The sequence below is a fragment of the Thalassomonas sp. RHCl1 genome (assembly GCF_947387555.1).
Lineage (GTDB): Bacteria > Pseudomonadota > Gammaproteobacteria > Enterobacterales > Alteromonadaceae > Thalassomonas.
The window spans coordinates 1,120,913-1,147,903 of the sequence record NZ_CANDNZ010000001.1; the positions used below are offsets into that span (position 1 = coordinate 1,120,913).

Below are 26,991 nucleotides of genomic sequence, written 5' to 3' on the forward strand. Positions count from 1 at the left end.
AATAATCTCAGTTTCCTACACTTTAAAATCACAGGCAGGAACAAGGCATGGATTTCTTTTAGGGTAGCTGCGACCCGGAAACCGGCTTTGTTTTTGTGTGATGTTGTATTTAATGTCTTGATAAAAGGAGAAAATCATGACAGTTCAAGCCAGTCTCACCATTTCAGATGCCGATAATCAAATAGTTGTTTTTCTTAATGGTGAAGAAATCTATAACAAAAGCACCATAGGGGAAAAACCCCTGACCGATGTGACCGATCTTAGCGCCAAGTTAGTTGAAGGGGATAATACCTTGCTTATTCTGGGTATTAACTGGGGGGGACCTTCAACCTTTAAAGGCTGCCTGACAGTGAACGGTGCCGTCTCCCCTTTTCATAAAATGTACGATGCCATGGCGCCCAGGGGGCTGTTGTGGAGTGATACTTTTATTATTCAGGGGGAGCGCCCCAATGTGCCTGTGCTGAACCGGGTTACCTCCAGCAGTCACCCCGAGATCCCGGAAGAACTTATCGAAGGTTTCTCCGATGGTGCAGAATCCCTGGACTTTTCTGACAACTGCGAGGTGATACACTGGAACGGTTATACCTATTGGGCCTTTTCATATATGGATAACCGGGAGTCGTTGGCTATAGTTGCTTTTGACTGTGATGGCCAGCTGGTGGGGAAAATAGAAAAAAAAGGCGCACACTTCCTCTGGCAGATATCCTTGGACCATACCAACAAGACGGTTACTTTTTATGGGCAGCATAACCATAATATCACTATGGGTTGGGAAGAGCTTAAAGCCTGCTGCCAGGAAAGTATGCCGGCTTAGTTTTAAGAGCTGTTGTTAATACATACTTAAACCATATCCAACAAAAAGGCCAGACAGTCAAACCGTCTGGCCTTTTATTTACAGGACGTAAAGTATGTCGTGGGTTCACGGATGAACAGGACCGACGATTTACAGGACGTAAAGTATGTCGTGGGTTCACGGATGAACAGGACCGACGATTTACAGGACGTAAAGTATGTCGTGGGTTCACGGATGAACAGGACCGACGATTTACAGGACGTAAAGTATGTCGTGGGTTCACGGATGAACAGGACCGACGATTTACAGGACGTAAAGTATGTCGTGGGTTCACGGATGAACAGGACCGACGATTTACAGGACGTAAAGTATGTCGTGGGTTCACGGATGAACAGGACCGACGATTTACAGAACCTAATGCATCTCGCGGCTTTCCCTTTGCCCTTATTGTTCCATTAAAGCCAGGATTTTATTACAACGGTTGACCTGCTGATGCGTGGCTCTGATGCTTTTTAACGCCACAGGCTTTATGTCAGTTGACTCTTTTACTAACTCTGACAGGAAGCTTTCATTATCGGCGGTACATTGTTTGGGCAGCATGATACGGGTGAAGGCGTTTAGCAGCCCGTAATTAGCTTGCTCATTTAATGCCCGCATCTTGCTGATGATTGCCTCACGGTAAGGGGTTTTAAAGGCTTGTTGCTCTGCCGGAAACAGGCCGGCCATGATATAACGCAAGCGGGCGAGTTTTAACTGCTCAGGATTATGGCGCAGGATATCGAACAATTTTGCTTTTTCTTCCGCTTGCGGGCGCTGTGCCCGGGCATAGAAGCTGTAGTTGATACCTGTGTCGCTGTTATCCTGCTCAATTTGCGCCGTCAGTCTTTGCCGGTAGTTGGCAAACTGGTAGCGGTTAAGTTGGGCGACCAGGGCCCAGCGCTTGTCCTGATCTATGGCCAGGCCGTCAAAACTGAGCTTGTGATCGAGAATATCCGCCAACATTGCCAGATGCTTGTCAGATCTGGCGACGGAGACAAAGCGGCCATACCATAATTTTTGCGCATCTGAGCCGGCTTTGGCCCGGCTCAGTAATTGATAATAAACTTCTGCCACCTGGTTGTGCTTGTCGCTGTAGTCGCGGCGTTGCTGGTAGGTGAGCATATCCAGGTAATGCAGCGCCGAAGTTAAGCTGGAGGCAATTTTCCTGCTGACATTATGATCTTGCTCCCCCTGGATATTTTTCAGGGCGAAATCGACAAATTCTGCAGCCGGGAGCTTGGCATCGCGGACACTGTCAAACAGGCTTTGCCATAACATGATGCGCATGGTGGCATTGTCCAGGGCATTAATATGCTGCTTGACGGCAGTTAAAGACATGGGGTCGAGATTGACTTTGACATAACCCCAGTCTCCCTCGTTGGGATAGACCAGATCCGGACAGTTTTTTCCTATGGCATCGTCTACTGAGGTGGACTTGCCCTTATAGGTCACGGCGATTTTATCGGTAAGCGCCATGCTGTTTTGCCGATAGTTATATAAACCAACCTGTACCCTTTGTTCACGCAGGGTCGGGTAGGATTTAGGGGCCGTTTGTTTCAGGGTAAAGGAGGAAACCTTGCCGTTTTCACACTGATAGCTGGCTTCTATGGTGTTTAATCCCGGCTGGTATAGCCAATCCTGGGTCCACTGGCTTAAGTCTTTGCCGGCAGCCTTGCCCAATTCTGTCATAAAGTCATCGAGGTCGGTATTTTTATAGGCAAATTTTTTCAGGTAGTTGCTGACACCGGTGCGAAATTCCTCTTCACCCAGATAATGGTGAACCTGCTTAAGCACGGCAGCCCCTTTACCGTAGGTGATACCGTCAAAGTTGGTCATGGCATCGCCTGTGGTCGGCACCTCAAGTTCAATGGCATGGGTATTGACCGAATCATCGCTGCGGTAGGCCCATTGCTTCATGCCGGTATAAAAATAATCCCAGGTATTGGTAAAGTCACTGGCCCTGTCTATGGCCAGGTTAGCCATATAAGTGGCAAAACTTTCATTAAGCCATAAACCGTTCCACCATCTCATGGTAACCAGGTCGCCGAACCACATATGGGCCATTTCATGGGCTATGGTATTGGCCAGGTTCATGCGTGCCCGGGTCGATTTTTCGCCGCGGCTGACATAGGACTCGGTGAAGGTGACCGCGGCAACATTTTCCATGGCGCCGGAATTAAAGTCCGGGGCTATGATTTGATCATATTTGCCAAAGGGATAGCGGATATCAAAATAGTCGTTGAAAAATTTAAAGCTTTGCTTGGTCGGGGTAAACCAGTCGTCTGTTTTGACATTTTCCGCCAGGCTCTGGCGGGCAAACAGCCGCAGCGGGATATCTTCGAACTTATCTTCCCAGACCGCATAGTTGCCGGCATGTAAGGCAAAAACATAAGAAGATATTTTTGCCGAGATTGGGAAATACCAGTGGTTAAATTCACCCTCACTTTTTATTTCGGTTTCCCGGGTGGTGGAAATGACCTGCCAGTGGCTGGGGGCGATGACGTCCAGGGTATAACGGGCTTTGAGATCCGGCTGGTCGAAATGGGGAAACAGACGGTTGGCGTCATAGGGTTCGAAGTCGGTATATAAATAGACTTCTTTATTCTTGGGATCCACAAAGCGGTGGAAACCCGAACCGTCGGTGGAATATTTGCGTGAATAATCAATGACCAGGGTATTTTGGCCGTTGACCAACTGATGCTGGGGGATGGTGATAAACCATTTATCAAATTTAAAGGCCGCCGCCTGGCCGTTGATGGTAACAGAGGTTATCTCACCTTCTTCAAAATCTACGGTCAGCGGCAGGTTATCGTTTTTATCCAGATCAAAGGTGATTTTATTGCTGCCGCTGAAAGACTCGCTGGTCTGGTCTATTTTCAAGGATAACTGGTAATTAAGATTACTGATCTGGGCCGATCTTTGTTTGGCGTACTCGCCGGATAAAAATTCGCTGTTATCCCGCAGTTTGCCTGCGCCAACTCCGTCGGGACCCGAGCTGCAACTGCTTAAAGCAAGGGCTGAGCTTAATGCGCTTACAGCTAGCCACCGGCACCTTCCTGGCTTAAAAATCGCCATTTGTAATATTCTCCTTTGACCTGTTTCCAGGTTTTATTTTGCAATCAAGAAGCCGGTATCTTGTGGTGATAATTTTTCTGTTTATCTGCTCACGCTGTGGTTGGACCGGCAGGGGCATTGATGTTATCAATAAATTCCAGCCAGGGTAAGGGGCAGCACAGGAAATTGGCCAGTCCGAGCGGCTTTTGGGGATAAAGCCTTTTCAAGGTTTTAATCAGTGATCAAAGTGGTCCGCTACTGGTATAATCACCTTAAATTCGTCGTTATTCAGGTAGAAGTATTATGGCCGTAGCCTGTGCCCATCATATCTTAGTAAAAAGTGAAAAATTAGCGCAAAAATTAAAAGAGGAAATCGCCAAAGGCGCCGACTTTGGTAAAGTTGCCCGCAAACATTCCATTTGCCCGTCCGGGAAAAAAGGCGGCGATCTGGGGGAGTTTCGTCCCGGTCAGATGGTGAAAGCTTTTGATAATGTTGTCTTTAAAAAAGAAGTGCTTAAAGTGCATGGCCCGGTAAAAACCCGTTTTGGCTATCATTTGATTAAAACAATTTATCGTACTTAATCAAAGGCTTACCTGGTTTTTGAGTTTTTTATAAATTTATTTATTTTGCTTTTAAACCTTTTTGTGGTTTGGCGTCACTTATTTAGATAACGAAACGCTATAACAATAAAGGTTTATTATGAATAAAGTAACTGCATTTGCTGCCGGCGCCCTATTACTGGGCCAGGGAATTCTAAGCCAACCGGCAATGAGCCACATGGGCTTCGGGCATGACAAGACATTGCAAAAAACCAGGACCTTAACCCTGGAAGTGGTAAACATGTCGGAGCTGGTGATTGAAGCCGGCGCCGGCTCGATGGAAGTTAAATCTGCCGATATTGATCAGATCCAGGTTACCGCCAAAGTATACCAGGAGCAGCCGCATGATAATTACTGCCTGTCTTTAACCCGAAACAATAATCAGGCGCTGCTGGAGTCAGCAAGCTGTCGCGATGATCGTTATGATAATCATGAAACCAATATTGATCTGACGGTACTGGTACCGCAAACACTGGCACTGGATATCCGTGATGGCTCTGGATTTATCAAGGTTGACGGTGTCGCCAAGGCTAAAATTGCTGATGGTTCCGGTTATATCAATATCCGCAATATTAGCGGCCAGGTTGATATTCATGACGGTTCAGGTTTGATCACCGCCGACAACATTGGGAAAAACCTGGATATTACCGACGGTTCGGGAGGCATTGAAGTACATTCGGTGGCGGGAGACTTAGTGATCAGCGATGGCTCAGGTGGCATTGATATTAGCTCGGTTGAAGGGGAAGTGGTGATTCGTGACGGTTCGGGCAGCATCAGTGTTGATCAGGCCGGACGTTTTGAATTGCTGGCGGACGGCTCAGGCAGTGTCGATGTCAGTAACATCCGCGGTGAAGTGGTGATGAACGGACACGGGCGTTAAACTTCTCGCTTTATCAGCTACTTTGGCTGCCGGTTTCGTTTCCCGACAGTCTTGTACTAGCTTGTGATTGCCACCTTCGGGCATTAAAATGATGTTCGCGAATGGTAATAACAAAAATCGCTAATACAAGGCAAAGGGAGCTTCTATCTGATGAGAATAATACCGGCACTGGCTTTTTTCTTTTCTGCCACTTTTTTTCCTGTTGTGGCTGCTGTATATCCGCAAAGCATCGATGAACCCCAAAGCCCCGCAAATGATAACTCTGCTTTTCTCTCTTTAAATCAATCACAAGGTTTGTCGGCTGAAAGTGCAGGGGGGGATGCGCTGCAAACCCTGACAACCCGCTATGGCAGAATTCATTTTCACAGGGACTATCAGGTTTTTGCCGGGGAAATCGCCAGGCGCTTTGATGCTGTCTACCTTGATGTCGGCAAACGCATAGGTTTTAACCAGGAAGAAAAACTCGACCTGGTGATCGTTGACGAGCTCCACCGGGCCAATGGTACGGCTTTGCCTATGGCGGCGGGTTCCTTACTCAAGCTGTACACCAGCGCTCCCCGTTCCGAGCAGGGACTGGGATTTTACAGCGACTGGCTGGACTTAGTGCTCAGTCATGAACTGGCCCATAAAATCCATCTGGCCGAGCCGGGCAGGAGCTGGCGTTCCACTTTGGATCCTTATTTGCTCGAAGCCGATGCCATCAATGCCGGCCGCTATCCCCGCTGGGTTGCCGAAGGTTATGCGACGGTTATCGAAACGGAGTTTACCGGGCAGGGCCGTGTTCACAGTGACTATGTCAAAAGCTTATTGCAGCAATGGGCGATTGAAGGTCAGCTGCCGAGCTATGGTGAGCTCAACGGTAGCAAGCGTTATCTGGGTCGGAGCATGATGTATTATCAGGGCAGTGCTTTCCTCTACTGGTTGCAGCAAGAATACGGCGCGGAGAAATTATCGCATTTATGGCGTCGTGCTACCGCGGTAAAATATCGCTCGTTTGAGCAGGCCTTTACCGGTTTGTTTCTCGACTCGCCGGAAACCCTCTATAAGCAATTTGTCGCCGAGCAGGTTTACCGGGCCAGGCAGGCTCTGGGGGAAGTGCAGTCAAGCGGGAAGTTATGGCAGGACAATGGCTTTAAAGTGCTCAGCAGTGAGCCTTCATTGGATCAAAAGCACATATTGCAACTTGAGCAGGATAAAAAAGGTTATATCAGCTTGAGTGTGTTTGGCCTGGATGAAAATAGCAAAGCCAGGGAAAAGTTTGAAAAAAATAACCGCGAGCTGCTGGCCAAAGACCCTTTAGATGTTGCCGATACCCGCCCCCGGGTGTTTAATCCAAAAGCCCTGTATAGGGTGAAAAGCAATAAAAAGCACCAGTGGCACCGCGCCCGCTACCTGGACGAGCAACATGCCCTGGTGCTGCAATATCAAAGACAGGACAATCATGAACTGGGTTTTGAACTGGCAAAGGTGAACCTGAAAAGCGGACAGGTAGATAAGCTCAGCCAAGGTTTGCGGCTGCAAGATTATGTGCTGAGTGCGGACAAAAATTCGGTACTGGCGGTTTCACACTTTGCCGGTTTTAACCAGCTGCTGAAAATTTCCCTTAAAGACGGTAGCTGGCAAGAAGTGAGCGAAAAGCGCTTTAATTACCCTATGGATAATCTGACCCTGTCTCCCGACGGCAGCCGTTTAGCCCTGATGGCCCTTTATGAAAAACACTGGCACATTCATCTTTATGATTTGGCCAAGGAGCAATGGCAGGTGGTTAAGCTGCCGCTGCAGGGAAATTATCTTTCTTATCTGCGCTGGCAGCCTTCGGGACTTTACTTTAGCTATAGCGGTAAAAACAGCCACGCCGATAGCAAAAGCAGCAACAAGGCGCAGGGGATCAATGTCTATCGCTTAAACCTGGAAAATAACAGCTGGCAGCAATTAACCCGGGGAAGCCATATCAGCACCGCGGCCTTTGCTTTGGATGAAAACCGCTTGTTTTATTTAGCAACCACCAGCCGGGGGCAGGATACCTATTCGCAAGATATCAGTGATATGAATCAGCAGGCGGACAAGGCGTTTGCCCATGGCATGTTCAGCTTATTGCCGGTAAGCAATCCACTGTCGTCTGCCTCTTTGCCCGGGGAAAAAATAAACCCAATAGCCGGCGAAAGTAAAGCTTACGGGCCGGGACCGCAAGTGGCAACCTTGGCACTTGGCACTTATATCAGCGATGTGGATCGCGGCGTGGAACTGCTTGCCCGGGGAGGTGATCCGTTTGCAAGGCTGCGCTGGCAGCTTGCCTGGAGTCACGGCGATTTACAGCAAAACAGCGCATTAAAGCTCAAAAGCACCTTGTCCGATATCAAGATATATGCCGAGCTGCTTGATAACGATTACCGGGGGCAGCACTTGCGACAGCGCATTAAAGCGGTAAACGGGGAAGTTTCCCGGAATATATATTTAACAGACAACAGCCGCCTGCGCTTAAGGGCGGGGCTTGGCCATGAGAAAGTCACCAGGCCATTGGCCGAGTTTAAGTCAACGAATTACCGCCTGCAGGGGGACTTTGGCTTTGATGATGCCATCGGCAAGTTTCATTACGGCTTTGGCCTTAATGCCCTGGCCATGGATTATCACGGCGATGGACAAGACTGGCAGCGCTTTGATTACGGCCTGTCCACCCGGATGGGTTATCAGGACATGCATTTAGGCTATGCCTACAGGGACCATGATTTATCCGGCACCATACCCGACTATGGTCTGTTAACTTTTGGCGGGCAGCTCACGTCTGCCTCGAGTGAGCTGGCGAGTAAGGAGTTGCTGGATTCACGCTTCCCTCTGGCATGGCAAAGCGGTTTTCGCTTTCGCCAGCACAGGATAAATATGCGCTTTAACAGTCTGGACTTTTTCTATCTCAGGCATAAAACCGACCAGGCAAAAGCTTTATCTTCCTATGGCCTGCAAATGATGACTTCGGTGGATAATACCAGTGCGTTACTTGACGGGCTAAATTTGAAATTTTCTGTTAACTGGTTTGAAAACCAGTGGCATCAGGATGAAGACATGCTGTCGCTGTCTTTAATGTACAACTTTAAATAGCGGCGGAGGTTTTGGTTATCTGTTCACTCTTGCTCTTGCGGGTCCGGCCAAGAGTGAACATGGGATTGACTTTATGGTAACAGCAACAGCCTTTAACGTTTTATCCTGCCCCTTGTTTGACGTGCGCTATGCAGCAGTAACAAACCCGCTAATATCAGCAGGGGCAAAGTGGCGGGTGCCGGCACCAGCACATTGCCCAGTTGCCCTCTGACAGAGCCCGGGGGGAATTCAGCGGTATGGACATTGATATAAAAACCTTCGGGCGCATTAATGATGGTATTTACATCCGCAAGGTTGGCCACCAGGGAATCTATCAGGGTATTGGCACCACCTGAGGTATTGACCCCAAGGTCGATGAAGACACCGGCATTGATACCCACAGTGCCTCCCGGACCGTGGATATGCATGGCAAGGGGCGTATCGATATTGGCATAGGTCAAGTCCCAGGAAATTAAACCCGTGACATCGTCAAAGCTGATGGTGCCGCTGGCGGTGCCGTCGAGATCGCTAACGGGGACTTCTTGCAGACCATCAAGTTCCATTTGATAGGTGATTAAACTGGCGCTGGCCAGGCCTGGTAACAGGCTGAGCATAAAACAAATTATCGCCGGCCATTTGCCGGTTTTCAGTGCTTTTATCATGACTTTTCCTATCTGTTTAATAAAGGTTTATGGCATTTCTCTCGGCAAAAAGTCAGGCATAATTTAAACCATTTCTGCTAGTTTTTTGTTTTCTTGGAAATTCTTTTTTGAAAAAAGCTGAGAAAGCATAACGGCAGGTAAAATTGTAAAAAACACCGACAGCCTTTATCTGCCGCCGCTCAGGATATACAGAAAAAATCTAATCTGTTTTTTCGATTGTAATGATAGTTTTAATTTGTTTTATTGTTTTCCAACTTTGGCTGATAATGAACTCATTGAAACGGGCAAGTAAATGAAATTGCCTTACGCTTAACCTAATACTTAAACAACGATAGATGAATTCAACAGGAGCTTAATCATGTTAAACAATAAAGAAGGTCAAACTATTCCGGCGGTAACTTTTGCAACACGTGATAACGATCAGTGGGTCAACCGCACCACGGAAGAATTATTTGCCAACAAAACCGTAGTGGTTTTTTCATTACCCGGTGCTTTTACCCCAACTTGTTCATCCACTCACTTGCCGCGTTTTAACGAACTGGCCAATACCTTTAAGGCTAACGGCGTTGACGACATTATCTGTATGTCGGTAAACGATACCTTTGTGATGAATGCCTGGGCGGCGGATCAGGAAGCTGACAACATCACCCTGATCCCTGACGGTAACGGCGAATTTACCGACGGCATGGGCATGCTGGTTGACAAAAATGACTTAGGCTTTGGCAAGCGCAGCTGGAGATACTCTATGCTGGTGAAAAACGGTGTGGTGGAAAAAATGTTTATCGAGCCGGAAGTTGACGGCGACCCGTTTGAAGTGTCCGATGCCGATACCATGCTGGAATACATTAACCCACAGGCGAAAAAGCCGGAAGCGGTTTCTTTATTCACTAAACCCGGTTGTCCTTTCTGTAAGAAAGCCAAAGAGCTGTTAACCGAACAGGGACTGGCGTTTGAAGAAATCGTTCTGGGCAAAGATGCCAGTTTAACCAGCTTAAAAGCGATATCCGGTAATGAAACCGTGCCGCAAGTCTTCATCGGCGGTAAGTTAATCGGCGGCAGTGAAGCGTTAGCACAACACTTCGGTCAGTAATCACCTCTGACGGCGGGCTGTAATTGAAGTTATAGTCCCGCCGGGCAAAATTTTTCTCAGCGACAAACTTGTCATCATTCTTTTTTGGGGAAGTAAAATGAAAATCATCAATACCGATGTTGCGATTCTTGGTGCCGGAACGGCAGGGTTAGGAGCATACCGGGCCGCAAAAGCCCATACCGACAAGGTGATCTTAATTGAAAACGGTCCTTATGGCACTACCTGTGCCCGCGTGGGATGTATGCCGAGTAAGTTATTAATTGCCGCTGCAGAAAAAGTCCATCAGATACACGAAGCCAGCCCTTTTGGTATCCAGGTTGAAGTGCCGCCTGTGGTACATGGTAAAGCGGTGATGAAGCGGGTGCGTGAGGAAAGAGATCGCTTCGCCGGTTTTGTGGTTGATACCGTCGAAGATTTTCCCGAGCAGGATAAAATTCGCGGTAAAGCCAGGTTTATCAACAATCACCAGTTACAGGTTGATGATCATACCTTGATCAATGCCAAACGTGTGGTGATAGCGACCGGCTCACGTCCCAGTTATCCGGGCTTTTTTAACAATGTCGGCGATCGCCTGATTGTTAATGATGATCTGTTTGACTGGCAGGATTTACCTGAATCGGTAGCGGTTTTTGGTCCCGGCGTGATTGGTCTGGAGCTGGGACAGGCGCTGCACCGTTTAGGTGTCAAAGTGAAGGTCTTTGGTATCGGCGGAGCCCTGGGGCCGCTGACAGACCCTGAGGTTGCCGCTTACAGTAAAGCCAAATTAGCCGAGGAGTTTTACCTTGATACCGATGCCAAAGTCTTGTCCATGAAAAAAGTCGGCGATAAAGCTGAGCTGAACTTTATTAACCTTGAAGGCGAGGAAGTGGTAGAGCAGTTTGATTATTTACTGGCTGCTACCGGCCGTCGCCCCAATACCGATAATTTAGGGCTGGAGAATACCGATTTAGTGCTGGACGAACGTGGCGTACCGCTGGCGGACGAAAAAACCATGCAATGCGGCACCAGTAATATTTTTATCGCCGGTGACGCCAGCAACATGTTGCCGCTGTTACATGAAGCGGCGGATCAGGGCAAGATTGCCGGAGATAACGCCGGGCGCTTGCATGGCGCCAAGCCCGGACTAAGACGTACGCCTATTTCCGTGGTGTTCTCCGATCCTCAGATTGCCATGGTGGGGGCAAGTTATCGCCAGCTAGAGCAGGAATACGGCAGTTGTCAGTGTTTTGCCGTCGGGGAAGTCTCGTTTGAAGATCAGGGCCGCAGCCGGGTGATGCTGAAAAACAAAGGCATGTTGCGGGTATATGCCCAGCAAGGGACCGGATTGTTTTTAGGGGCGGAAATGTTTGGTCCGGCGGCAGAGCATATTGCCCACTTGTTATCCTGGGCAGTGCAAAACAAGATGACAGTGGCGCAGATGCTGGACATGCCTTTTTACCACCCGGTGATAGAGGAAGGGGTACGTACCGCCTTAAGGGATTTAAATGCCAAATTACACTTGGGACCGGAAATTATTTCTCACTGTATCGAGTGTGGCCCGGGAGCATAAAGTACTTGGCAATAAGCGCTTTGCTTTACGAAAAGATCACGAAACAGATAAAAATCGGAGGATTTTATGACAACGTTATTAGTAAAAGATTATTTAACCCCGGATGTGACTAAGCTCGATGAGAGCACACCTTTGAGTCAGGCAATAGAACTGCTGCAAGATGCCAAGGCGATTTCTTTACCTGTGGTTAACGGGCAAAATGAATTAGTTGGTTTTGTATCCGAGCAGGATTTGATCAAGCCGCTACTCGAAGGCAGCTATTATTGTGACGGCGCGGTCAAGGTTAGCGATTTTATGCAAACGCAAGTCGTGACGGTAACACCGACGATGAACATTTTTGATATTGCCCAGAGCATGAACAGCCAGCGGCCGAAAAGTTATCCTGTGCTTGAAAGTGGCAAGTTTGTCGGCATGCTGTACCGTGCTGATGTCTTGTCTGCCTTGAATAAGCATTATCAATCCTGCCAGCCGGCATAGTCGCAGGTGCTGCCGGGAAAGTTAGCGCCAGGTAAAATAGTCGGGATTTCAGTCACTTTTTTTGTTAGCGTATAGGGCAATAAAGATGAACCTTTTACAGAAAAAGTGACTGTAATGAAAAAATTAATACTAACCCTGGCCGCAGGGGCGTTATTGTCCGGATGCTCGGATGATGTCGGTAAGGTCAGCCTCGGGCTTTTTACCACTAAGGATGTGGTGATTGAAGCCAATGTCGATCCTAAGGTGACCGGTGTCACCTGTCATATCAGCCATATCGAAGCGGATTTGGACTTTTCCGACCCTTCCGATATGTCCATTGCCTGTCGTCAGACCGGGGAAATCAATGCCGCGCAGCTGGCAAAGATAGACCGCAGTAAAAATGGCGAGATAGTTTTTACTCAGTCCAAGAGTATTCTTTTTAAAACCCTCAAGGTCAGACGTATTTATGATGCTGAAAATAAGACGTTGATTTATCTGTCATACTCCACCAAAGAATCCAGCGGCAGTCATCATCATTCTTTATCTACCGTCTCCCTGTATAATACCAAGGGCTGGGACTGGGCATTGATGCAGGAGAAAAAATAATATGTTAGCCGGATTATTTAACAGCAAACCTGTGCTGGACAGCGGCTCCAGCGAGTGGATCTTAGATACCTTTGCCTGGGCGCTGGAGCATTTTGAACTCAATGTCTTTAAAGCCGATACCCAGTTGATTTTACCCACCAATGACTTTTATCCGGGTAAGGTCAGCAGCATCAGTGAAATGGCGCAGTCGGTGTTTGACAAAACCCTGGCTTACGCCGGTATGCAGCACTGGCCGGTGCAGTTGGTGCAACCTCAATATTACCAGCAGCAAAACCTGCCGAAATTATCTTTTGCCGGGGCCGTACGCGGCAAAGGCTCAACCCCGGTTATTGCCGGGGATATTAACGGCCAGCAAAATATCTTGATCAGTTATAACCCGAATCAAATCAACCAGCCCCAGGATCTGATCGCCTCTTATGCCCAGTCTCTGTCTGCGGTGCTGATTATGCAACAAGGGCATTTGCCGCCGGGGGGCCAGGAGTTTATGCCCCAGGCGGTGGATTTGGTGGCCTGTTTTATGGGCTTTGGTGTGATGCTGGCCAATACCGCCTACCAGTTTAAAGGGGGCTGCGGTTCATGTTATAACCCCCGTGCCAACCGTGAAGTGGCCTTGCCGGAGCAGGAAATGCTTTATTGCCTGGCCCTGTTTAGCGTATTAAAAGCGATCCCCGCTAAAACAGTGCTCGGTCAGTTAAAACCCCATTTAAAAGGCACCTATAAAAAGGCCTACAAGGAATTGATGCAAAAGGTGAAACACTCGCCTAATCCGGCGTTGCTTGCCGCTGTAAACTGATGTGCACTTAAGCTGCCGGGTGATTGCTCAAGGCATTAAGCACTAAAGGATTTACTCGGCTACACTAACAGTTAACACTGGTAATCATTGGATTTATCTGATGTTTCGTTGGCTGTTAGCATTCTCTTTTCTTACCCTGGTATTTCTTGGCACTTTAGTGCCGGGTACTTCCGGCGACGGTTTATTCAGTTCTGTTATCAGCAAAGCCCGGGCCGGGCAGGCGGCGGTCCAGGTGCCGCTATTAACCATTAGCGGGGCGATAGGTCCCGCGGTGAAAGATTACCTGGTCACGGAAATTACCCGGGCGAACCTGACGCCGCAAACCCCGCTGATTGTCCTGACTTTGGATACTCCGGGGGGCTTAAGTTCCAGTTTACGGGATATCAACCAGGTTATTCTGGACTCGGATATTCCCGTTGCCTGTCTGGTGCATCCCCAGGGGGCCAGGGCTGCCAGTGCCGGCACCTATATTCTTTATGCCTGTCATATTGCGGCTATGGCGCCGGCGACGACCTTAGGGGCGGCAACCCCGGTAAAAATAACCGGTCCAACCACGCCGGGCCAGGATGATAAAGCCGAGCAGCAAAAACCTTCCGCCATGGATAAAAAAATTCTCAACGATGCCATTGCCTATATGCGCTCCCTGGCCCAGCTGAGAGGGCGCAATGAAAAATGGGCGGAACTGGCGGTGACCGAGGCGGCGACTTTGACCGCCGCCGAAGCACTCAAAGAAAATGTGATCAATTTTATCGCTGATTCTCCCGAGGCGTTATTAACTGAGCTCGACCAGCAAGAGATTCAGGTTAAACAAAAAACCCTGGTGCTGGACCTGGTCAATGCGGTATTGGTGAAGCAAAGCCCCGACTGGCGCAACAAGTTTATCTCCACCATTACCGATCCCAATATTGCCTATATTTTAATGCTGGTGGGGATTTATGGTCTGATCCTGGAATTCTACAGTCCGGGGATAGGTGTTGCCGGGGTGATCGGCGGTATTTGTTTGCTGATTGCTTTATATGCTTTCCAGTTGTTGCCGGTGAGTTTTGTCGGTGCCGGGTTATTGTTACTGGGCATTTGTTTATTGATAGTTGAATCGATCATGCCCAGTTTTGGCATTTTTGGTATCGGCGGCTTAGTGGCTTTTGTCGTCGGCTCAATTTTTCTTATCGATACCGACATTTCTTATTTTCAGGTGTCCCTGCCTTTGATTATTTCTGTCGCCGTTGCTTCGGGATTATTTTTTATCTTTGTGTTGGGATTTTTATGGCGCAGTCGGCGCGCGCCCGTGGTCAGTGGTCAGGAGCAAATGCTGGGGGCGGATGTGATTGTCGTAGATGATTTTACCGGGGAGGGGGAGGTGCTCTTTAACGGTGAGCATTGGGCGGCACAAAGTAATGAGACATTATCCCGCGGACAAGTGGTGGGGGTCAGCGAGATTAAGGGGCTGACATTAATGGTAAAAACAAAAAAAGAGGATAACTAACCGTGGAACCTATTTTAGACAGCAGCCAGCTTTTTATTACCGCACTGGGATTTTTTCTCGCCGCCATAGTGATCAGCGCCTTTCGTATCTTGCGCGAATACGAGCGCGGGGTGATTTTTTTACTTGGCCGCTTTTATAAGGTTAAAGGGCCGGGGCTGATCATCGTTATTCCCATTATTCAGCAGATGGTCAGGGTGGATTTGCGTACTGTGGTGATGGATGTGCCCAGTCAGGATGTGATCAGCCGGGATAATGTCTCGGTCCGGGTCAATGCCGTACTGTATTTTCGGGTGATAGACTCGCAAAAGGCGATTATCAATGTCGAGGATTATCTTTCCGCCACTTCGCAACTGGCGCAAACCACCTTGCGCTCTGTGCTGGGGCAACACGACTTAGATGAAATGCTGGCGAGCCGGGAAATGCTTAATGCCGATATCCAGGCGATACTCGATGCCCGCACCGATGGCTGGGGCATAAAAGTGTCCAATGTTGAAATCAAACATGTGGATCTAAACGAAAGTATGATCCGTGCCATTGCCCGCCAGGCGGAAGCCGAACGGGCACGGCGTGCCAAAGTGATCCATGCCTCGGGGGAAATGGAAGCGTCCGACAAGCTGGTGGAGGCGGCCAATAAACTGGCCGCCGAGCCCAATGCCATTTTACTCAGGTACTTGCAGACGCTGACGGAAATTGCCGGCGAGAAAAACTCTACTATCCTGTTTCCGATGCCGTTCGATTTGCTTAAGGGGCTGTTTACCGGAGGAGCAGAGGGCGGGGAAAAAGAGGGCGCGGATAAACCCTAGTGTGCTTAGCCGCTGATTTGATGATGAATCTTCATTTTTAGAAAAGGGCATCCAATACCGTCAGCTCAACCTGGGCTAAGGGCAAATCGGTGATCAGGCTGATATCAAAGTCCTGATGCTGGCTGGACATGACCGTAAAGGGGTCAAGCATAGGGATGATATCCTGGCTCAGTAAGCGGGCAATGGGTTGCTTGATGGCTTTGGCCAGCGCTTCCTTTAACGTCCATATCCGGTAGAAGCTGTCTACGCCTCCCTGTTCTATCCGGGTAATTTCGCGGGCATGGTAAAAATGCCGGGCCAGTTTCAGCCAGGGCCGCTCCGGTTTACGCCATTCCAAATCGACCCCCAAGCGGTTGCTTTGCATGCTCATGGCCACCAGTACCTTGCCGTGGGAATGGGAAATACAAATCTGGACCGGCAGCAGCTCTTGCTGCGTTTCCGGGTTAGCTTGCTGGTAACGGGAGGCTTTTAAGCAAGTATCTTGTTGATCGAAGTGGATATTGATTGCCTGAACATCCAGTTGAAAATGGCGGGCAAGAGCGAGTTTTATCATGCCCCGGCTGGCGACAAATTCTTTTTTGGCGGTCAGCAGCCTTCTTTTGTCGAGTATTTGCTTTTCATCTGCGATTAACCAGCTTTCTGCCAGTTCGCCAATGTGGGCCTGGCTCAGGACATTGCTGTCAAAAAGCATCAGGCACAAGGGGGACTCCAGGCTGATGGCGTTAATATTTTTTGTTACCGGGGGGAGCTTTTCCATTGTTAACCGTGTTTGTTAAGGCAGGCGTCCAGTATACCCGCATAATCAAACACAAGGGAAAATAAAACCCGCCGCTTTCACTTATGGCCGGTTAGCAAAGCTGTCAAAAATCACACTTGAGTAATTTCATCGGTTTGTCTGCGGCCAGGACACAACCTCTGGCATCATCTGTTGCCCCTTGGCATTGTTTATTCATTTCTGCCGTGGAAGGAGCCTTGCTACCCAAAACTTTTTTGGCATGAGCGACGACTTTGTCACACTGGCTCTGCGGTACCGGTTCATGTTTACTGCAACCAGGCAGCAGGGCGGGGCAAAGGAGCAGTAATAGAGCAGTTTTGTTATTCATCATGATTTCCCTATGTTTTCTTTGCCTTGAGTATAGTTAGCCTGGATAGTTTTACTGGACTTTTTTAATTGCCGTTATGATATATTAGGCTTTCTGTCCGCCCGCTATCGCTATATTGGTAAGTTATGCATCAACAACAAGATCCCTCGACGTTATTAACTGAGTTTTTCAATGAGCTAACACTTGCCTGCCAGCAAAATAAGGCTGAGAGCCTGCCGGTATTGGATTTGGCCTGTGGGTTTGGCCGTAACGGCCTTTATCTGCTTAAGCAAAATTTGCCTGTAGTGTTTGCCGATATTAACCCCGATGCCCTGGCGCAGGTAGAGCAGCAGGCAAACGCTTTAACAAAACACGGACAAGCGCTTGCTTCCTATTGGCACCAGGATTTTGAGTTGCCGGGCAGTGCTCCCCTTAAAGATAAACGCTTTTCTGCGGTAGTGGTTTTTCGCTATTTGCACCGGCCGTTAATGGCGCAAATTAAAGAGGCGATTATTCCCGGCGGCGTGATCGTTTATGAAACCTTTACCCGGGCACAGGCGGAATTTGGCCGCCCTAAAAATCCGGACTTTTTACTTGAACCGGGGGAGCTGGCGGATTGTTTTGCTAACTGGCATGTCCGCCATTATTTTGAAGGTATAGTGCAAAGCAAGGGCACCAAACAGGCGCTTGCCCGTATTGTTGCCGTTAAACCGGATGAATAGACAGCTTGGCAAAACCCAATAAAAAAGGCCCGGTTACCCGGGTCACCATCATCTGCAGTCGCTGTAGGGCAAAACTCTTTTATTATCGCAAAGGTGGCAAGGGCGCTTTAGTGAAATGTTTTAAAGAGCGTATCGTCAAAGATTTTACCGAAATTGAAGGGCAATGCCCCGGCTGCCAGCAAAACTTCGCCCGTGATTGTCTGATCCGCGGCGCCCCGGCATTGAAAATTATCGGCGGTAAAGTCAGGGTCAGTTGACGCGGCTGATCCATATTTTTTATCAAGCATTAACAACAAATCAAAATGTATGCTATTTAACCCATTGTAAACAATGTGTTTTATCTTTGTTGTCGTTTATGTATGAAAAGCTGTCGTTTTTTTGCTAGAGTAGAATCTTGCAAATGCTAGTATCACTGCAAGCTAAATATGGTGTTGTTGAATGTTTAACTTGGTAACAGGTTGAATTGTTTGATTATCTTATATTTGTAATTAGATGGAACTTTGAAGTAAGAATGTAAGTAGATAAAAAATACCTTGGGGACTGAGGTAACATTAAACAAAAATGTTAACAACAGTAATTAACAGAGCAGAGATAGCTAGCGAGTATGGCTGAAAACTAATAACAATAACCAGACAGGTTTCGCCAATATTCATTTGTTTGCTCTATACGCATAAAGTACCAACGCATAATACTTGTCGGTACTTTTGATCCAGCCCAAGGATTGGGCTGGATTTTTTATTTTAAAACTCACAATAAACTGATTAGTCAGGATGTTTTAAAAATTTTAATAATTAAAGGACGATAGAAGGGGATAAATAATGTTGATCGCATCAAAGAAAAAAATATTTACTACACTCTCATTGTTAACGGTTATTAGCATTACATCTTGGCTAGTAGCAACACCAGATCAAACTGATGCGCAGACTCAGTCTTATATTATCAGTGCCCAGCAATATGACTTATTGAAATCAAAAGTTGCTGAGCTGAATGTCACGCCGAGCCATGAGCTAAAAATTATTAACGCCTTGGCACTTGAGCTGACGACAGAGCAATTGTCACTGTTAAAAGAGCAACTTGATATTAAGGTGACCAGCAACCATAAAGTGGAACTGAGTGCCAACAGCCGGGCAAGACGCGCTAACAGACCACCGTCAGTGGTTAATGATTTGATCGAAGCGGCCCCGGTGCAATACCAGGCCAATTATGGCGAAGGGGTTACTATTGCCTTTCTTGATACCGGACTTGAATTGTTCCCCGGACTTGCCGCACAAAAAGATGGTTACGGGCGTTTTTGCGGCATGGACTTTTGCGGATCATATGATGCTGTTACAGATGAATTCAGTACTTATAACTACAGTGAAGAAAGTGGTCATGGTACCCATGTTGCCAGTATTGCCGTTAACAGTGACCGGGATGCAAACGGCAAACTCTACGGCATAGCCCCCAATGCCGGCTTATTAGGGATTAAAGCTTTTGATGCCGAAGGTAAGGCAACTTATGCGGATGTTATTCGCGGTATCGGCTGGGCGGTACAGGAGAAAGACAGATTTAATTTGCGGGTATTAAATATGTCCTTTAGCGGTCCGGTGCGCTCCTCATACTGGGAAGATCCGCTGAATCAGGCAGTTATGAAAGCCTGGAGTGAAGGTATAGTGGTAGTGGCATCTGCCGGCAACCTTGGGGCTACCCCGATGACAGTCGGCGTGCCAGGTAATGTGCCTTATATTATTACCGTGGGTGCGATGACAGATAATTATACGCCCAATGATTTAAGTGATGACAGATTGGCAGACTTTAGCTCCGCAGGCCCGACTGTGGAAGGTTTTGTCAAGCCAGATTTAATTGCACCGGGCGGTCATATTGCCGGTTTGATGTCTAAGCAGGCACAGATTGCCCAAGAGTATCCTAAGTATAAACTTGGCGGTAACTACTTTGAGATGACGGGCACATCTCAGGCAACCGCCGTTGTTTCAGGCGTAGCGGCACTAATGTTAGCCAATGACCAGTCGTTAACGCCGGATGATATTAAATGTCGTCTGATGTCTTCTGCTCAGGCCGCCCTGAACAATGACGGCAGTTTAGCCTATAGTGTTTTTCAGCAGGGAGCGGGTTTAATCAATGCCGCAGATGCAGTTAACAGCACCGACAGTGCCTGCGCCAACCAGGACATGGATATTGCACTGGATATTGCCGGACTGCAACATTATCAAGGACCGGCCAGTGTTGATGCCGATAAGAACTTCACCATCGAAGGGCAGACAAGTGGTTATAGCCAATTTACCGATGAAGCCGTTATCTCTGATAAAACTGTAAGCTGGCAAGGTGATGTCGCCACAGACTTACTGATTTGGAAAACAGCCGTGCTTGAGGTGTCTGACAGCAGTTATGAAATAGCCAGTGTTACCGTGGACAAATCGCCACTGCAAAGCTTTTTTGAGACGGACCTTCTTATCTGGAAGACCATGCTTGATACCGATCTGCTGATCTGGAAGACGAGTGTAGACTTTGACAGCAGTGAAACTATCCAGGTGAATAACTGGGTAGAACAGCAGTAATCCCTCAATGAGTCATAGAGAGAAAAGCCACTTTTTAAGTGGCTTTTCTTTATTAGACGTAAAAGTTTATATTTGTGATAATATCCTGGAAATTTTCTAAGGGTAGCTATCAGCATGGAGGCATAAAGTGAAGTATCTGTTTATTTGAGGGGGCGGGCCCAAGGGCCAGAGTGAATTTCTTTATTTCAGCCTATTTTAAATTTATCATCTATCCATTTCCTAACAGATTAATATTCCAGTGAAAAAATACTTTATTCCAATAACTTTGTTTGTTTTGTCCTTGGCCATGACTATGGCTATGGCCAAGGAACTTGATTCATTAAAGCCCTTTCCCGCGAACAACCCCTTGTCTTATCAGTACATCAAAGCTATCGCCCAGGATAAAGACGGCTTTATGTGGTTTGGCATGCAGGAAGGCTTATACCGCTATGACGGTTATCAGTTAATGCGTTTTCACCATGACTCTTCAGATAAAAACTCTTTAGCCGGCGATACCGTCAGTGACTTGCTGGTGGATAGCAAGGAGCAGTTATGGGTGGCAACCCGGGACGGCGGTGTCAGTTTATACCGTGAAACCAGCCGGGATTTTATTAACTTCACCGAAAAAAATGAAACCCTGGCGCTAACCGACAATAATGTCAATGTGCTGATGGAAGACAGTGCCGGCAATATCTGGCTGGGAACCGAGTCCGGGCTTAATATCATTTTTCGTCAGCAAGAGCCGTGGCAAGTCAAAAAAATCGTTAAAAATGGTGCTGTTGGCCAGGGCTTGACCCATAACGGCATAGAAACAATTTTGCAGGTCTCAGAGCAGGAAGTCTGGGTGGGGACCAATGGCGGCGGTATTTCTGTATTTGATTTGCAAGGAAATTTTATTAAAGCACAGCCGATAGTCAGGGATGGTCAAGAATATGCAGCGGGTAAGCGCATTAAGGCCTTGATTCAGGATGAGGCTGATAATGTCTGGATAGGGACCTTTGACGGCGGTTTGCTCAAATATGACAGCAATAACTTTGATTACAGTTATTATATGTTTGATGAAAGTAACTACCGTTCACTTTCCAGTAATAATATTGAAGCCATGTACTTGGACAGCCATGGCAATATCTGGATAGGCACAGACAAAGGTATGCTTATTTATGATACTGCGCTCAATAACTTTAAACGATACAGCCATTCCCCCAGCAACCCCTACAGTCTCACCAATGATTATGTGTTAACGTTTTTTGAAGACATGAATCAGATGATGTGGATTGGTACCATCTACGGTATGAGTCGCTGGCATCCGAATATGACCACTTTTAATCAATATGATGCACAAAAATATCCGGCGCTAAAAAATGACCCTATTATGGGCTTTACCCAGCTCGAGTCCGGGAAAATCTTTATCAGCAATTACAGCGACGGTATTTACGAGCTCTCCCTCAAAGACGATAAAATAACTCCTTTTGCTTTTAATAAGGCCTTTAAGGGTTTAAGGGTTATTACCCTTACTGCCGAAGAAAATACCCTTTGGGTGGGGACCCGGGCGGCGGGATTATTTAAAGTGACTTTAGATACAGGGGACATTGAAAACTTTAAATATGATCACCTGAATCAACATAGTCTGTCGGCGAACAGTATCACTGATATTATCCGGGACAGCAGGGGCATACTCTGGGTCTCCACTTACCATAAAGGCATTAACCGCTTGAATGATGACGGTACCTTTACCCGTTTTGAAATGAAGACGCCGGTGTCAGGGAAGGGCCCCAACACCAATAATATTCTGCAGATATTAGAAGACAAACAGGGGTATCTGTGGCTGGCGACCTATGGTGGCGGTCTCAATCGTTTTGATCCAAAAACAGAGCGTTTTGCTTATATCCGTCATGATGAAAATAACAGTAAAAGTCTCAGCAGTGATGTGGTGCATAACATGTTCCAGGACAGTAAGGGAAATATTTGGGCCGGCACCCAGGTAAGCCTTAATTTACTGAGCCAGAAAAACTTGTTGAATGAAAATTATGAGTTTGAACATTTTAATACCCAGAAAGGGATGAAAAGCCGGCTCGCCTACGGTATCAGCGAAGATAGCATTGGCAATATCTGGTTTAGCTCAAATCATGGCTTATCCCGTTATTCCCGGGAGAATGATAGTTTTAAACATTTCGACACCAGTCACGGCCTGCGCAGCTTGGAATATGTCAGTGGCTCGGTATTTACGGCTTTTGACAACCGTCTGTATTTTGGCAGTACCAAAGGTTTTACCAGTGTCAATCCCGATGAGATAGGTCAAAATCAGCCGGCGCCGGAGGTCAAGTTAACCAATATTTTAAAGCTTAATGAGAGCATGACTTTTGACCTGTCGCTGTCGGCATTGACTTCTCTGGTATTCGACCATAATGATCACCTGATCTCCTTTGAATATGTCGGCCTCCACTATTTCGAACCCGAGTCTACCCTTTATAAATATCGCTTGTTGGGTTTTGATCAAGAGTGGATAGATGCCGGTAAGCTGAGAAGGGCCACTTATACCAATCTGCCCGCCGGCAATTACCAGCTGCAGATCATCGCCGGCAATAATGATAATGTTTGGAGCGAGCCGCGCACCTTAGATATCATAGTTAAAGCCGCTCCCTGGTTTTCCTGGTGGGCTTATTTACTCTATATCATCACCATAGCTGTGGCCATTTTAGCTTATTCGCGCTTTTTACACCGGAAATTACTGTTAGAGCAGCAACAAAGAATTTTTCTCAAGCAACAAATTAAAGATAAAACCCAGGAATTTCAGTTAAAAAATGTTGAACTTGAACAGGCGAATAAGCAACTGGAAAATGCCGCGACCATAGATAAACTCACCGGAGTGAAAAGCCGCCGCTATCTGGATATTTATATCGAGCAGGCCAGTCAACTGATGTCGCAAATCCACCAGAATATCTTGCCGGTTCAGCGCAGTATCTTACCCCGCTTGTATATTTTTATGGTTAAGCTGCGCGATGCCAGCCAGGTAAACAACAGTCAGCTGCTAAATCTGACGGATTTGCTGCTGTACAGCCGCAACCAGGATGACCTGGTGATCCGCTGGTCTGAAGATACGTTTGCCGTTATCGGCTATGAAAAAGAAGAAAATGCCCGCGAGCTGGCTATTCGCCTCAGTGACAGGTTTGAACATATCTTAGGGGGACTGACCCAGGTAGATATGGCTTATTCTTTCTATCCGTTTAATTTTGAGCAGCCAATGGAGTTAACCTGGGACCAGGTGAGCGTCCTTACCGAGCATGGCTTGAAGATGGTCGGGAAAACCGAGAATACCCAGTGGTTGGGGTTATATGGCCCGAAAATTCAGCCTTTTAATTATTTAGAGGTGCTGCAGGTACAAGCACTTAAAGATATGGCTAATCTGGTTAAGGTGCAACAGGGATAAACGCTGGTCTTACCCTCAATAATCATCGCCAGGAGGCTGTAAAGGCGCCCTGGCGTTTATCATTATCTGAAGTTGTTACCTGGCAAGAACGAATCAGCTGATCGCTGTTAATGCCGGGGAGCTGTTTAGGTTATGCTTTTACAGTGCCGGCAGTAACAACTTGAAATACCAAGGGGTTACTAAAAGCTTTCGCTTGTTCTCCCGGCGCTGTTATTTCATTGCTGTGAAGTTAAGCCGGTAATTTACGTGTCTTCATCGGTTTGCACTTGTTGCTGATATTGTTTAGGCGTGCACTGGAACATCTCTTTAAAACAGCGGCCGAAATAAGTTTGCGAAGAAAAACCGACATCCAGGGCGATACGTCCGATCTGGGCGCCGCTTTTGAGTAATTCCTGCGCTTTTTTCAGCCTGAATTCCTTGATAAAGTTATTCGGTGTCGTGCCCAGCAGCACTTTGATCCGCCTTTGCAGCTGGCGTTCACTCATAGCCAGCTCTTTTGATAAGGCACTGATATCCAATGACGGGTCTGAATAATGTTTTGCTACCATGGCTTCGAGCTTATTCAGGAACTTCTCATCCTGGTTGACGCTTTCGCTGTTATCTTCCGCCAGTTTGGAGACATTCTCCTGCGAGGTGATACGCCGCTCCTGCTTCTGGGTATCCTGGAACTTATTGAGATAGGTTTGCTGTAACTTTTGCCGGTTTTCAATCAGGTTCTGGATCCGCGTCAGCAACTCGTTATGATTAAAAGGCTTGCTCAGGTATTCATCGGCATTTAAATTCAGTCCCTGCAAGCGGCTTTCCAAATCCGAGCGCGCTGTTAATAAAATCACCGGAATATGGGCGGTCATTTCATTTTGTTTGATTTGCTGCAACACCTCAAAACCGTCGATGCCGGTAAGCATTAAATCACAGACAATCAGGTCCGGCAGGTATTCATTGGCCAGCTGAAGGCCTAATTCACCGCTGCCGGCGAGAATACAATGGTGTCTTTGCTCTATCACCTGTTTGATATGACTTTGCATATCAATATTATCTTCAATCACCAGTACCACCTGATGGGAATGCTCTGCCTGGCTGCTTGATACCGTACGTTGTTCTTCCAGTAAGGAGGAGACCTCATTTTCAGATAAACTAATGGGTAATTGTTTTTCCTGCAACCTGGGGCTGGCCATAGGGATAGACAGGCTGAATTTACTGCCCTGGCCCTGCTCGCTGACCAGGTTAATCCGCCAGTTATGGGTTTTCACCAGTTCATTGACCAGGGAAAGACCGATACCGACACCGAAGGTGCCCTGGTTCAAGACATCATCGGCCCGCTGAAAGCGCTCGAAAATTTTACTTTGTGACTGTTTATTGATGCCTATGCCCGAGTCGATAATATCGAGAATAATGGTGTCCTGCTCGGTATAGGCATTGACCTTGATAAAACCGCCTGCCGGAGTATATTTCACGGCATTGGCGAGCAGGTTAAAGATGATTTTTTCAAAGGCCTGGGCATCACATTCGATCCAGAGATCGTCCGGGATCTGGCTGGAGAACTCCAGTTTACTCTGGGATGACAGGCGGCAAAAGGAATCAAGCGGCATGGCCATCAAGGTTTGTAGCCGGTAGGTATCCAGGGATAATTTCGGATTATCGCTTAACCTGGATAATTCCAGTAACTGTTCCACCATACGCACTAAACGCAAGCCGTTTCTTTTTGCCGTGGTCAGGTCGTCGTTTTCTTCTTCGTTGCTGCCTTTTAGGATATAGCGGTCGATAATGCCGTTGATTATGGTTAACGGCGTTCTGAACTCATGGGAAATATTGGCAATGAATTTATCTTTTAACTCCAGTGCCTGTTTTTCGGCGAGTTTGCGCGCCGTCAGGTTGATAAAAGTGATCACGATCAGCGGCTGGGCTTCGCGCACGGCCCATTGTAACTCCGCCTGGGTCGGGAACTCGGTGCCATCGGAGCGCATGGCGCTGCATTCCACGGATATGCCCAGTTCTTTACGCTGCAGGGAGTAGACATTACTTTGAAAATCAAAGAAATAAAACATCTCATCCTTGTCTGAAAATAAAGCGCTGACATTGGTGCCTTTTAATTCCTGTTCCAGGCTTTGAAACATTTGTACAGCTGCCGGGTTTGCCGACAAGATCTCCCCCTGAATGGACGTGGTGAGAATGGCATTATTGGATGCCCGCACTATGGCTTTATCTTCACTGTTAAGGAAGGCATCGGTGATCTTGTGGTTGGCTGAGGTCAACTCCTTAATTTCTTCTTTTTGCTCCAGGATATTAAGGGCCTGCTGGGCGGATAAATCCCGGCGTTGACGGTAAATCATATAAAGCAGGATGGCGCCGATTATCAGCCACAGGGTGACAACAGCGGCCTGCAACGGGGTTTTCAGAGCATAAAAGTATTGTTGTTCGTGGCCGGCCAGATGCAGGCCTATCATCACCAGCATTAAGGACAAGGTGTAAATTTCCGGGTTGCTTTCCCTTTTGATGACAACCGGATGTCCGGGATGCTTTAAGGTGATATAGGCGGCAAAAATGATCAGGCAATAGGGCAATAACTGCACTAAGGTGGTCAGGTAACTTTTAGTGATGAAAATATTGTTGTCAATGGCGATAAAGCGCATGATTTTGGCTATCAGCACCACCACTGCCGCCAGGGTTAACAAGAAAAAGGTCTGGCGCCAGAAATGATCTTGGCAACTGATCAAGCAGACGAACAGGCGCATGGCAATTAAGCCGGTGATCAGTATATGGAACAGGTATGAAGGTTTAAGCTGCTGGTAGAGCTCATCGGCAAACTCAGCAGGCAATAAGATAAAATAACCATAACAGAGCACGGTAAAGATAATCGCCGGTACCCGGCCGCTGATATATTTGCTTGGCGGTGCATCACCTAAGTGCGGGTTGGTTTCTATTGCCAGCAAAATGAAAAAATAAATAAACAGGGACAAGAAGTCCTTAGACAGCAGCTGGGCGAGATAATTAATGTTCTGCGGCAACAAATAAGCGCACAGGATAAAAACAATGGCGAAAATTAAATATTGCCAGAAGAGTTTCAGCGAGCGTGAGCTGGTTTTTTTAGCGCATAGCAGTAGAAAACCTATACTGGTAAATTGCAATAATAATAGGGCCAGATCAGACAGTTGCTGCTGGGAAAACGACAACCAACGCTCAAGCAAAGCGTACGGGATAAAGGTCGCAAATAGAACTAAGGATAAGAGTTGTTGCTTTGATAATTGCAAAAAAAGTGCCCTGTTTTTCTTATAATATTTTATTTGTTTTTATTTCGTATATTGACGGTTAACACGTCTTTGCACGTTTTCCGTGGTCGTTAATCTAT

At 47.3% G+C, this 26,991-nt stretch carries 20 protein-coding genes; 15 read left to right on the forward strand and 5 right to left on the reverse strand.

Going from position 1 to position 26,991, the window contains the following annotated elements; translation table 11 throughout:
• The first annotated feature begins 136 nt into the window (after positions 1–136).
• The gene (locus tag QL234_RS05005) at positions 137–814 is read left to right on the forward strand and encodes a hypothetical protein (protein WP_281556734.1); all 678 of its coding nucleotides are present in this window, start codon (positions 137–139) and stop codon (positions 812–814) included.
• A gap of 423 nt (positions 815–1,237) precedes the next feature.
• Here the strand turns inward: QL234_RS05005 and pepN are convergent, their stop codons facing one another.
• Entirely contained in the window at positions 1,238–3,907 is a 2,670-nt protein-coding gene (gene pepN / locus QL234_RS05010; protein WP_281556735.1) for an aminopeptidase N, read from the reverse strand.
• Between the two features lie 282 nt (positions 3,908–4,189).
• Between pepN and ppiC the strand changes: the two genes are divergently transcribed.
• From ppiC to QL234_RS05025, 3 genes are all read left to right on the forward strand, one after another.
• Complete coding sequence (ppiC, locus tag QL234_RS05015) at positions 4,190–4,468, forward strand: peptidylprolyl isomerase PpiC (RefSeq protein ID WP_044830819.1); 279 nt, start codon at positions 4,190–4,192, stop codon at positions 4,466–4,468.
• A 118-nt stretch (positions 4,469–4,586) separates the two neighbouring features.
• Complete coding sequence (locus QL234_RS05020; protein WP_281556736.1) at positions 4,587–5,366, forward strand: hypothetical protein; 780 nt, start codon at positions 4,587–4,589, stop codon at positions 5,364–5,366.
• Positions 5,367–5,516: 150 nt separating this feature from the next.
• Positions 5,517–8,459, forward strand: a complete 2,943-nt coding sequence (locus QL234_RS05025; protein WP_281556737.1) for a hypothetical protein — start codon at positions 5,517–5,519, stop codon at positions 8,457–8,459.
• A 92-nt stretch (positions 8,460–8,551) separates the two neighbouring features.
• Here the strand turns inward: QL234_RS05025 and QL234_RS05030 are convergent, their stop codons facing one another.
• Positions 8,552–9,100 (reverse strand): CHRD domain-containing protein, encoded by a 549-nt coding sequence (locus QL234_RS05030; protein WP_281556738.1) that lies wholly within the window; start codon positions 9,098–9,100, stop codon positions 8,552–8,554.
• A gap of 358 nt (positions 9,101–9,458) precedes the next feature.
• Here QL234_RS05030 and QL234_RS05035 point away from each other — a divergent pair, with 358 nt between their 5' ends.
• From QL234_RS05035 to QL234_RS05065, 7 genes are all read left to right on the forward strand, one after another.
• Positions 9,459–10,190 carry a glutathione peroxidase gene (locus QL234_RS05035; RefSeq protein ID WP_281556739.1) on the forward strand — a complete coding sequence of 244 codons (732 nt, stop codon included), beginning with the start codon at positions 9,459–9,461 and terminating at the stop codon, positions 10,188–10,190.
• A 97-nt stretch (positions 10,191–10,287) separates the two neighbouring features.
• Positions 10,288–11,739 (forward strand): dihydrolipoyl dehydrogenase, encoded by a 1,452-nt coding sequence (locus QL234_RS05040; RefSeq protein ID WP_281556740.1) that lies wholly within the window; start codon positions 10,288–10,290, stop codon positions 11,737–11,739.
• 66 nt (positions 11,740–11,805) lie between these two features.
• Positions 11,806–12,216 carry a CBS domain-containing protein gene (locus QL234_RS05045; protein ID WP_281556741.1) on the forward strand — a complete coding sequence of 137 codons (411 nt, stop codon included), beginning with the start codon at positions 11,806–11,808 and terminating at the stop codon, positions 12,214–12,216.
• Between the two features lie 114 nt (positions 12,217–12,330).
• Positions 12,331–12,801, forward strand: a complete 471-nt coding sequence (locus QL234_RS05050; protein ID WP_281556742.1) for a CreA family protein — start codon at positions 12,331–12,333, stop codon at positions 12,799–12,801.
• Between the two features lies 1 nt (position 12,802).
• A complete protein-coding gene (locus tag QL234_RS05055; protein ID WP_281556743.1) occupies positions 12,803–13,594 on the forward strand; it encodes a hypothetical protein in 792 nt (263 codons plus the stop codon).
• Between the two features lie 100 nt (positions 13,595–13,694).
• On the forward strand, positions 13,695–15,077 hold the full coding sequence (locus tag QL234_RS05060) for a nodulation protein NfeD (protein WP_281556744.1): 1,383 nt from the start codon (positions 13,695–13,697) through the stop codon (positions 15,075–15,077).
• Positions 15,078–15,079: 2 nt separating this feature from the next.
• Positions 15,080–15,880 (forward strand): slipin family protein, encoded by an 801-nt coding sequence (locus QL234_RS05065; protein ID WP_281556745.1) that lies wholly within the window; start codon positions 15,080–15,082, stop codon positions 15,878–15,880.
• 37 nt (positions 15,881–15,917) lie between these two features.
• Here QL234_RS05065 and QL234_RS05070 read toward each other — a convergent pair whose 3' ends face one another.
• Both QL234_RS05070 and QL234_RS05075 read right to left on the reverse strand, forming a co-directional pair.
• Positions 15,918–16,637 (reverse strand): 4'-phosphopantetheinyl transferase superfamily protein, encoded by a 720-nt coding sequence (locus QL234_RS05070; protein WP_281556746.1) that lies wholly within the window; start codon positions 16,635–16,637, stop codon positions 15,918–15,920.
• Positions 16,638–16,740: 103 nt separating this feature from the next.
• Entirely contained in the window at positions 16,741–16,986 is a 246-nt protein-coding gene (locus tag QL234_RS05075) for a hypothetical protein (RefSeq protein WP_281556747.1), read from the reverse strand.
• Positions 16,987–17,108: 122 nt separating this feature from the next.
• On the opposite strand from QL234_RS05075, the gene QL234_RS05080 reads away from it, so the two are divergent.
• From QL234_RS05080 to QL234_RS05095, 4 genes are all read left to right on the forward strand, one after another.
• Positions 17,109–17,684 (forward strand): class I SAM-dependent methyltransferase, encoded by a 576-nt coding sequence (locus QL234_RS05080; protein ID WP_281556748.1) that lies wholly within the window; start codon positions 17,109–17,111, stop codon positions 17,682–17,684.
• Positions 17,685–17,689: 5 nt separating this feature from the next.
• Positions 17,690–17,941, forward strand: coding sequence for a hypothetical protein (locus QL234_RS05085; RefSeq protein WP_281556749.1), 252 nt, complete (start codon positions 17,690–17,692; stop codon positions 17,939–17,941).
• Positions 17,942–18,646: 705 nt separating this feature from the next.
• Positions 18,647–20,239: a S8 family peptidase gene (locus QL234_RS05090; RefSeq protein ID WP_281556750.1), complete on the forward strand. Its 1,593-nt coding sequence runs from the start codon at positions 18,647–18,649 to the stop codon at positions 20,237–20,239.
• A gap of 292 nt (positions 20,240–20,531) precedes the next feature.
• On the forward strand, positions 20,532–23,645 hold the full coding sequence (locus QL234_RS05095) for a two-component regulator propeller domain-containing protein (RefSeq protein WP_281556751.1): 3,114 nt from the start codon (positions 20,532–20,534) through the stop codon (positions 23,643–23,645).
• A gap of 242 nt (positions 23,646–23,887) precedes the next feature.
• Here the strand turns inward: QL234_RS05095 and QL234_RS05100 are convergent, their stop codons facing one another.
• Entirely contained in the window at positions 23,888–26,893 is a 3,006-nt protein-coding gene (locus tag QL234_RS05100; protein WP_281556752.1) for an ATP-binding protein, read from the reverse strand.
• Positions 26,894–26,991: the final 98 nt, after the last annotated feature.

What these genes read in the sequence shown, in the direction of transcription:
- QL234_RS05070 (WP_281556746.1), bottom strand. Translation starts at nt 16,637, where the DNA reads ATGGAAAAGCTCCCCCCGGTAACAAAAAATATTAACGCCATCAGCCTG.
- QL234_RS05080 (WP_281556748.1), top strand. Translation starts at nt 17,109, where the DNA reads ATGCATCAACAACAAGATCCCTCGACGTTATTAACTGAGTTTTTCAAT.
- ppiC (WP_044830819.1), top strand. Translation starts at nt 4,190, where the DNA reads ATGGCCGTAGCCTGTGCCCATCATATCTTAGTAAAAAGTGAAAAATTA.
- QL234_RS05030 (WP_281556738.1), bottom strand. Translation starts at nt 9,100, where the DNA reads ATGATAAAAGCACTGAAAACCGGCAAATGGCCGGCGATAATTTGTTTT.
- QL234_RS05005 (WP_281556734.1), top strand. Translation starts at nt 137, where the DNA reads ATGACAGTTCAAGCCAGTCTCACCATTTCAGATGCCGATAATCAAATA.
- QL234_RS05025 (WP_281556737.1), top strand. Translation starts at nt 5,517, where the DNA reads ATGAGAATAATACCGGCACTGGCTTTTTTCTTTTCTGCCACTTTTTTT.
- QL234_RS05040 (WP_281556740.1), top strand. Translation starts at nt 10,288, where the DNA reads ATGAAAATCATCAATACCGATGTTGCGATTCTTGGTGCCGGAACGGCA.
- QL234_RS05060 (WP_281556744.1), top strand. Translation starts at nt 13,695, where the DNA reads ATGTTTCGTTGGCTGTTAGCATTCTCTTTTCTTACCCTGGTATTTCTT.
- QL234_RS05035 (WP_281556739.1), top strand. Translation starts at nt 9,459, where the DNA reads ATGTTAAACAATAAAGAAGGTCAAACTATTCCGGCGGTAACTTTTGCA.
- QL234_RS05045 (WP_281556741.1), top strand. Translation starts at nt 11,806, where the DNA reads ATGACAACGTTATTAGTAAAAGATTATTTAACCCCGGATGTGACTAAG.
- QL234_RS05075 (WP_281556747.1), bottom strand. Translation starts at nt 16,986, where the DNA reads ATGATGAATAACAAAACTGCTCTATTACTGCTCCTTTGCCCCGCCCTG.
- QL234_RS05055 (WP_281556743.1), top strand. Translation starts at nt 12,803, where the DNA reads ATGTTAGCCGGATTATTTAACAGCAAACCTGTGCTGGACAGCGGCTCC.
- pepN (WP_281556735.1), bottom strand. Translation starts at nt 3,907, where the DNA reads ATGGCGATTTTTAAGCCAGGAAGGTGCCGGTGGCTAGCTGTAAGCGCA.
- QL234_RS05050 (WP_281556742.1), top strand. Translation starts at nt 12,331, where the DNA reads ATGAAAAAATTAATACTAACCCTGGCCGCAGGGGCGTTATTGTCCGGA.
- QL234_RS05020 (WP_281556736.1), top strand. Translation starts at nt 4,587, where the DNA reads ATGAATAAAGTAACTGCATTTGCTGCCGGCGCCCTATTACTGGGCCAG.
- QL234_RS05095 (WP_281556751.1), top strand. Translation starts at nt 20,532, where the DNA reads ATGGCTATGGCCAAGGAACTTGATTCATTAAAGCCCTTTCCCGCGAAC.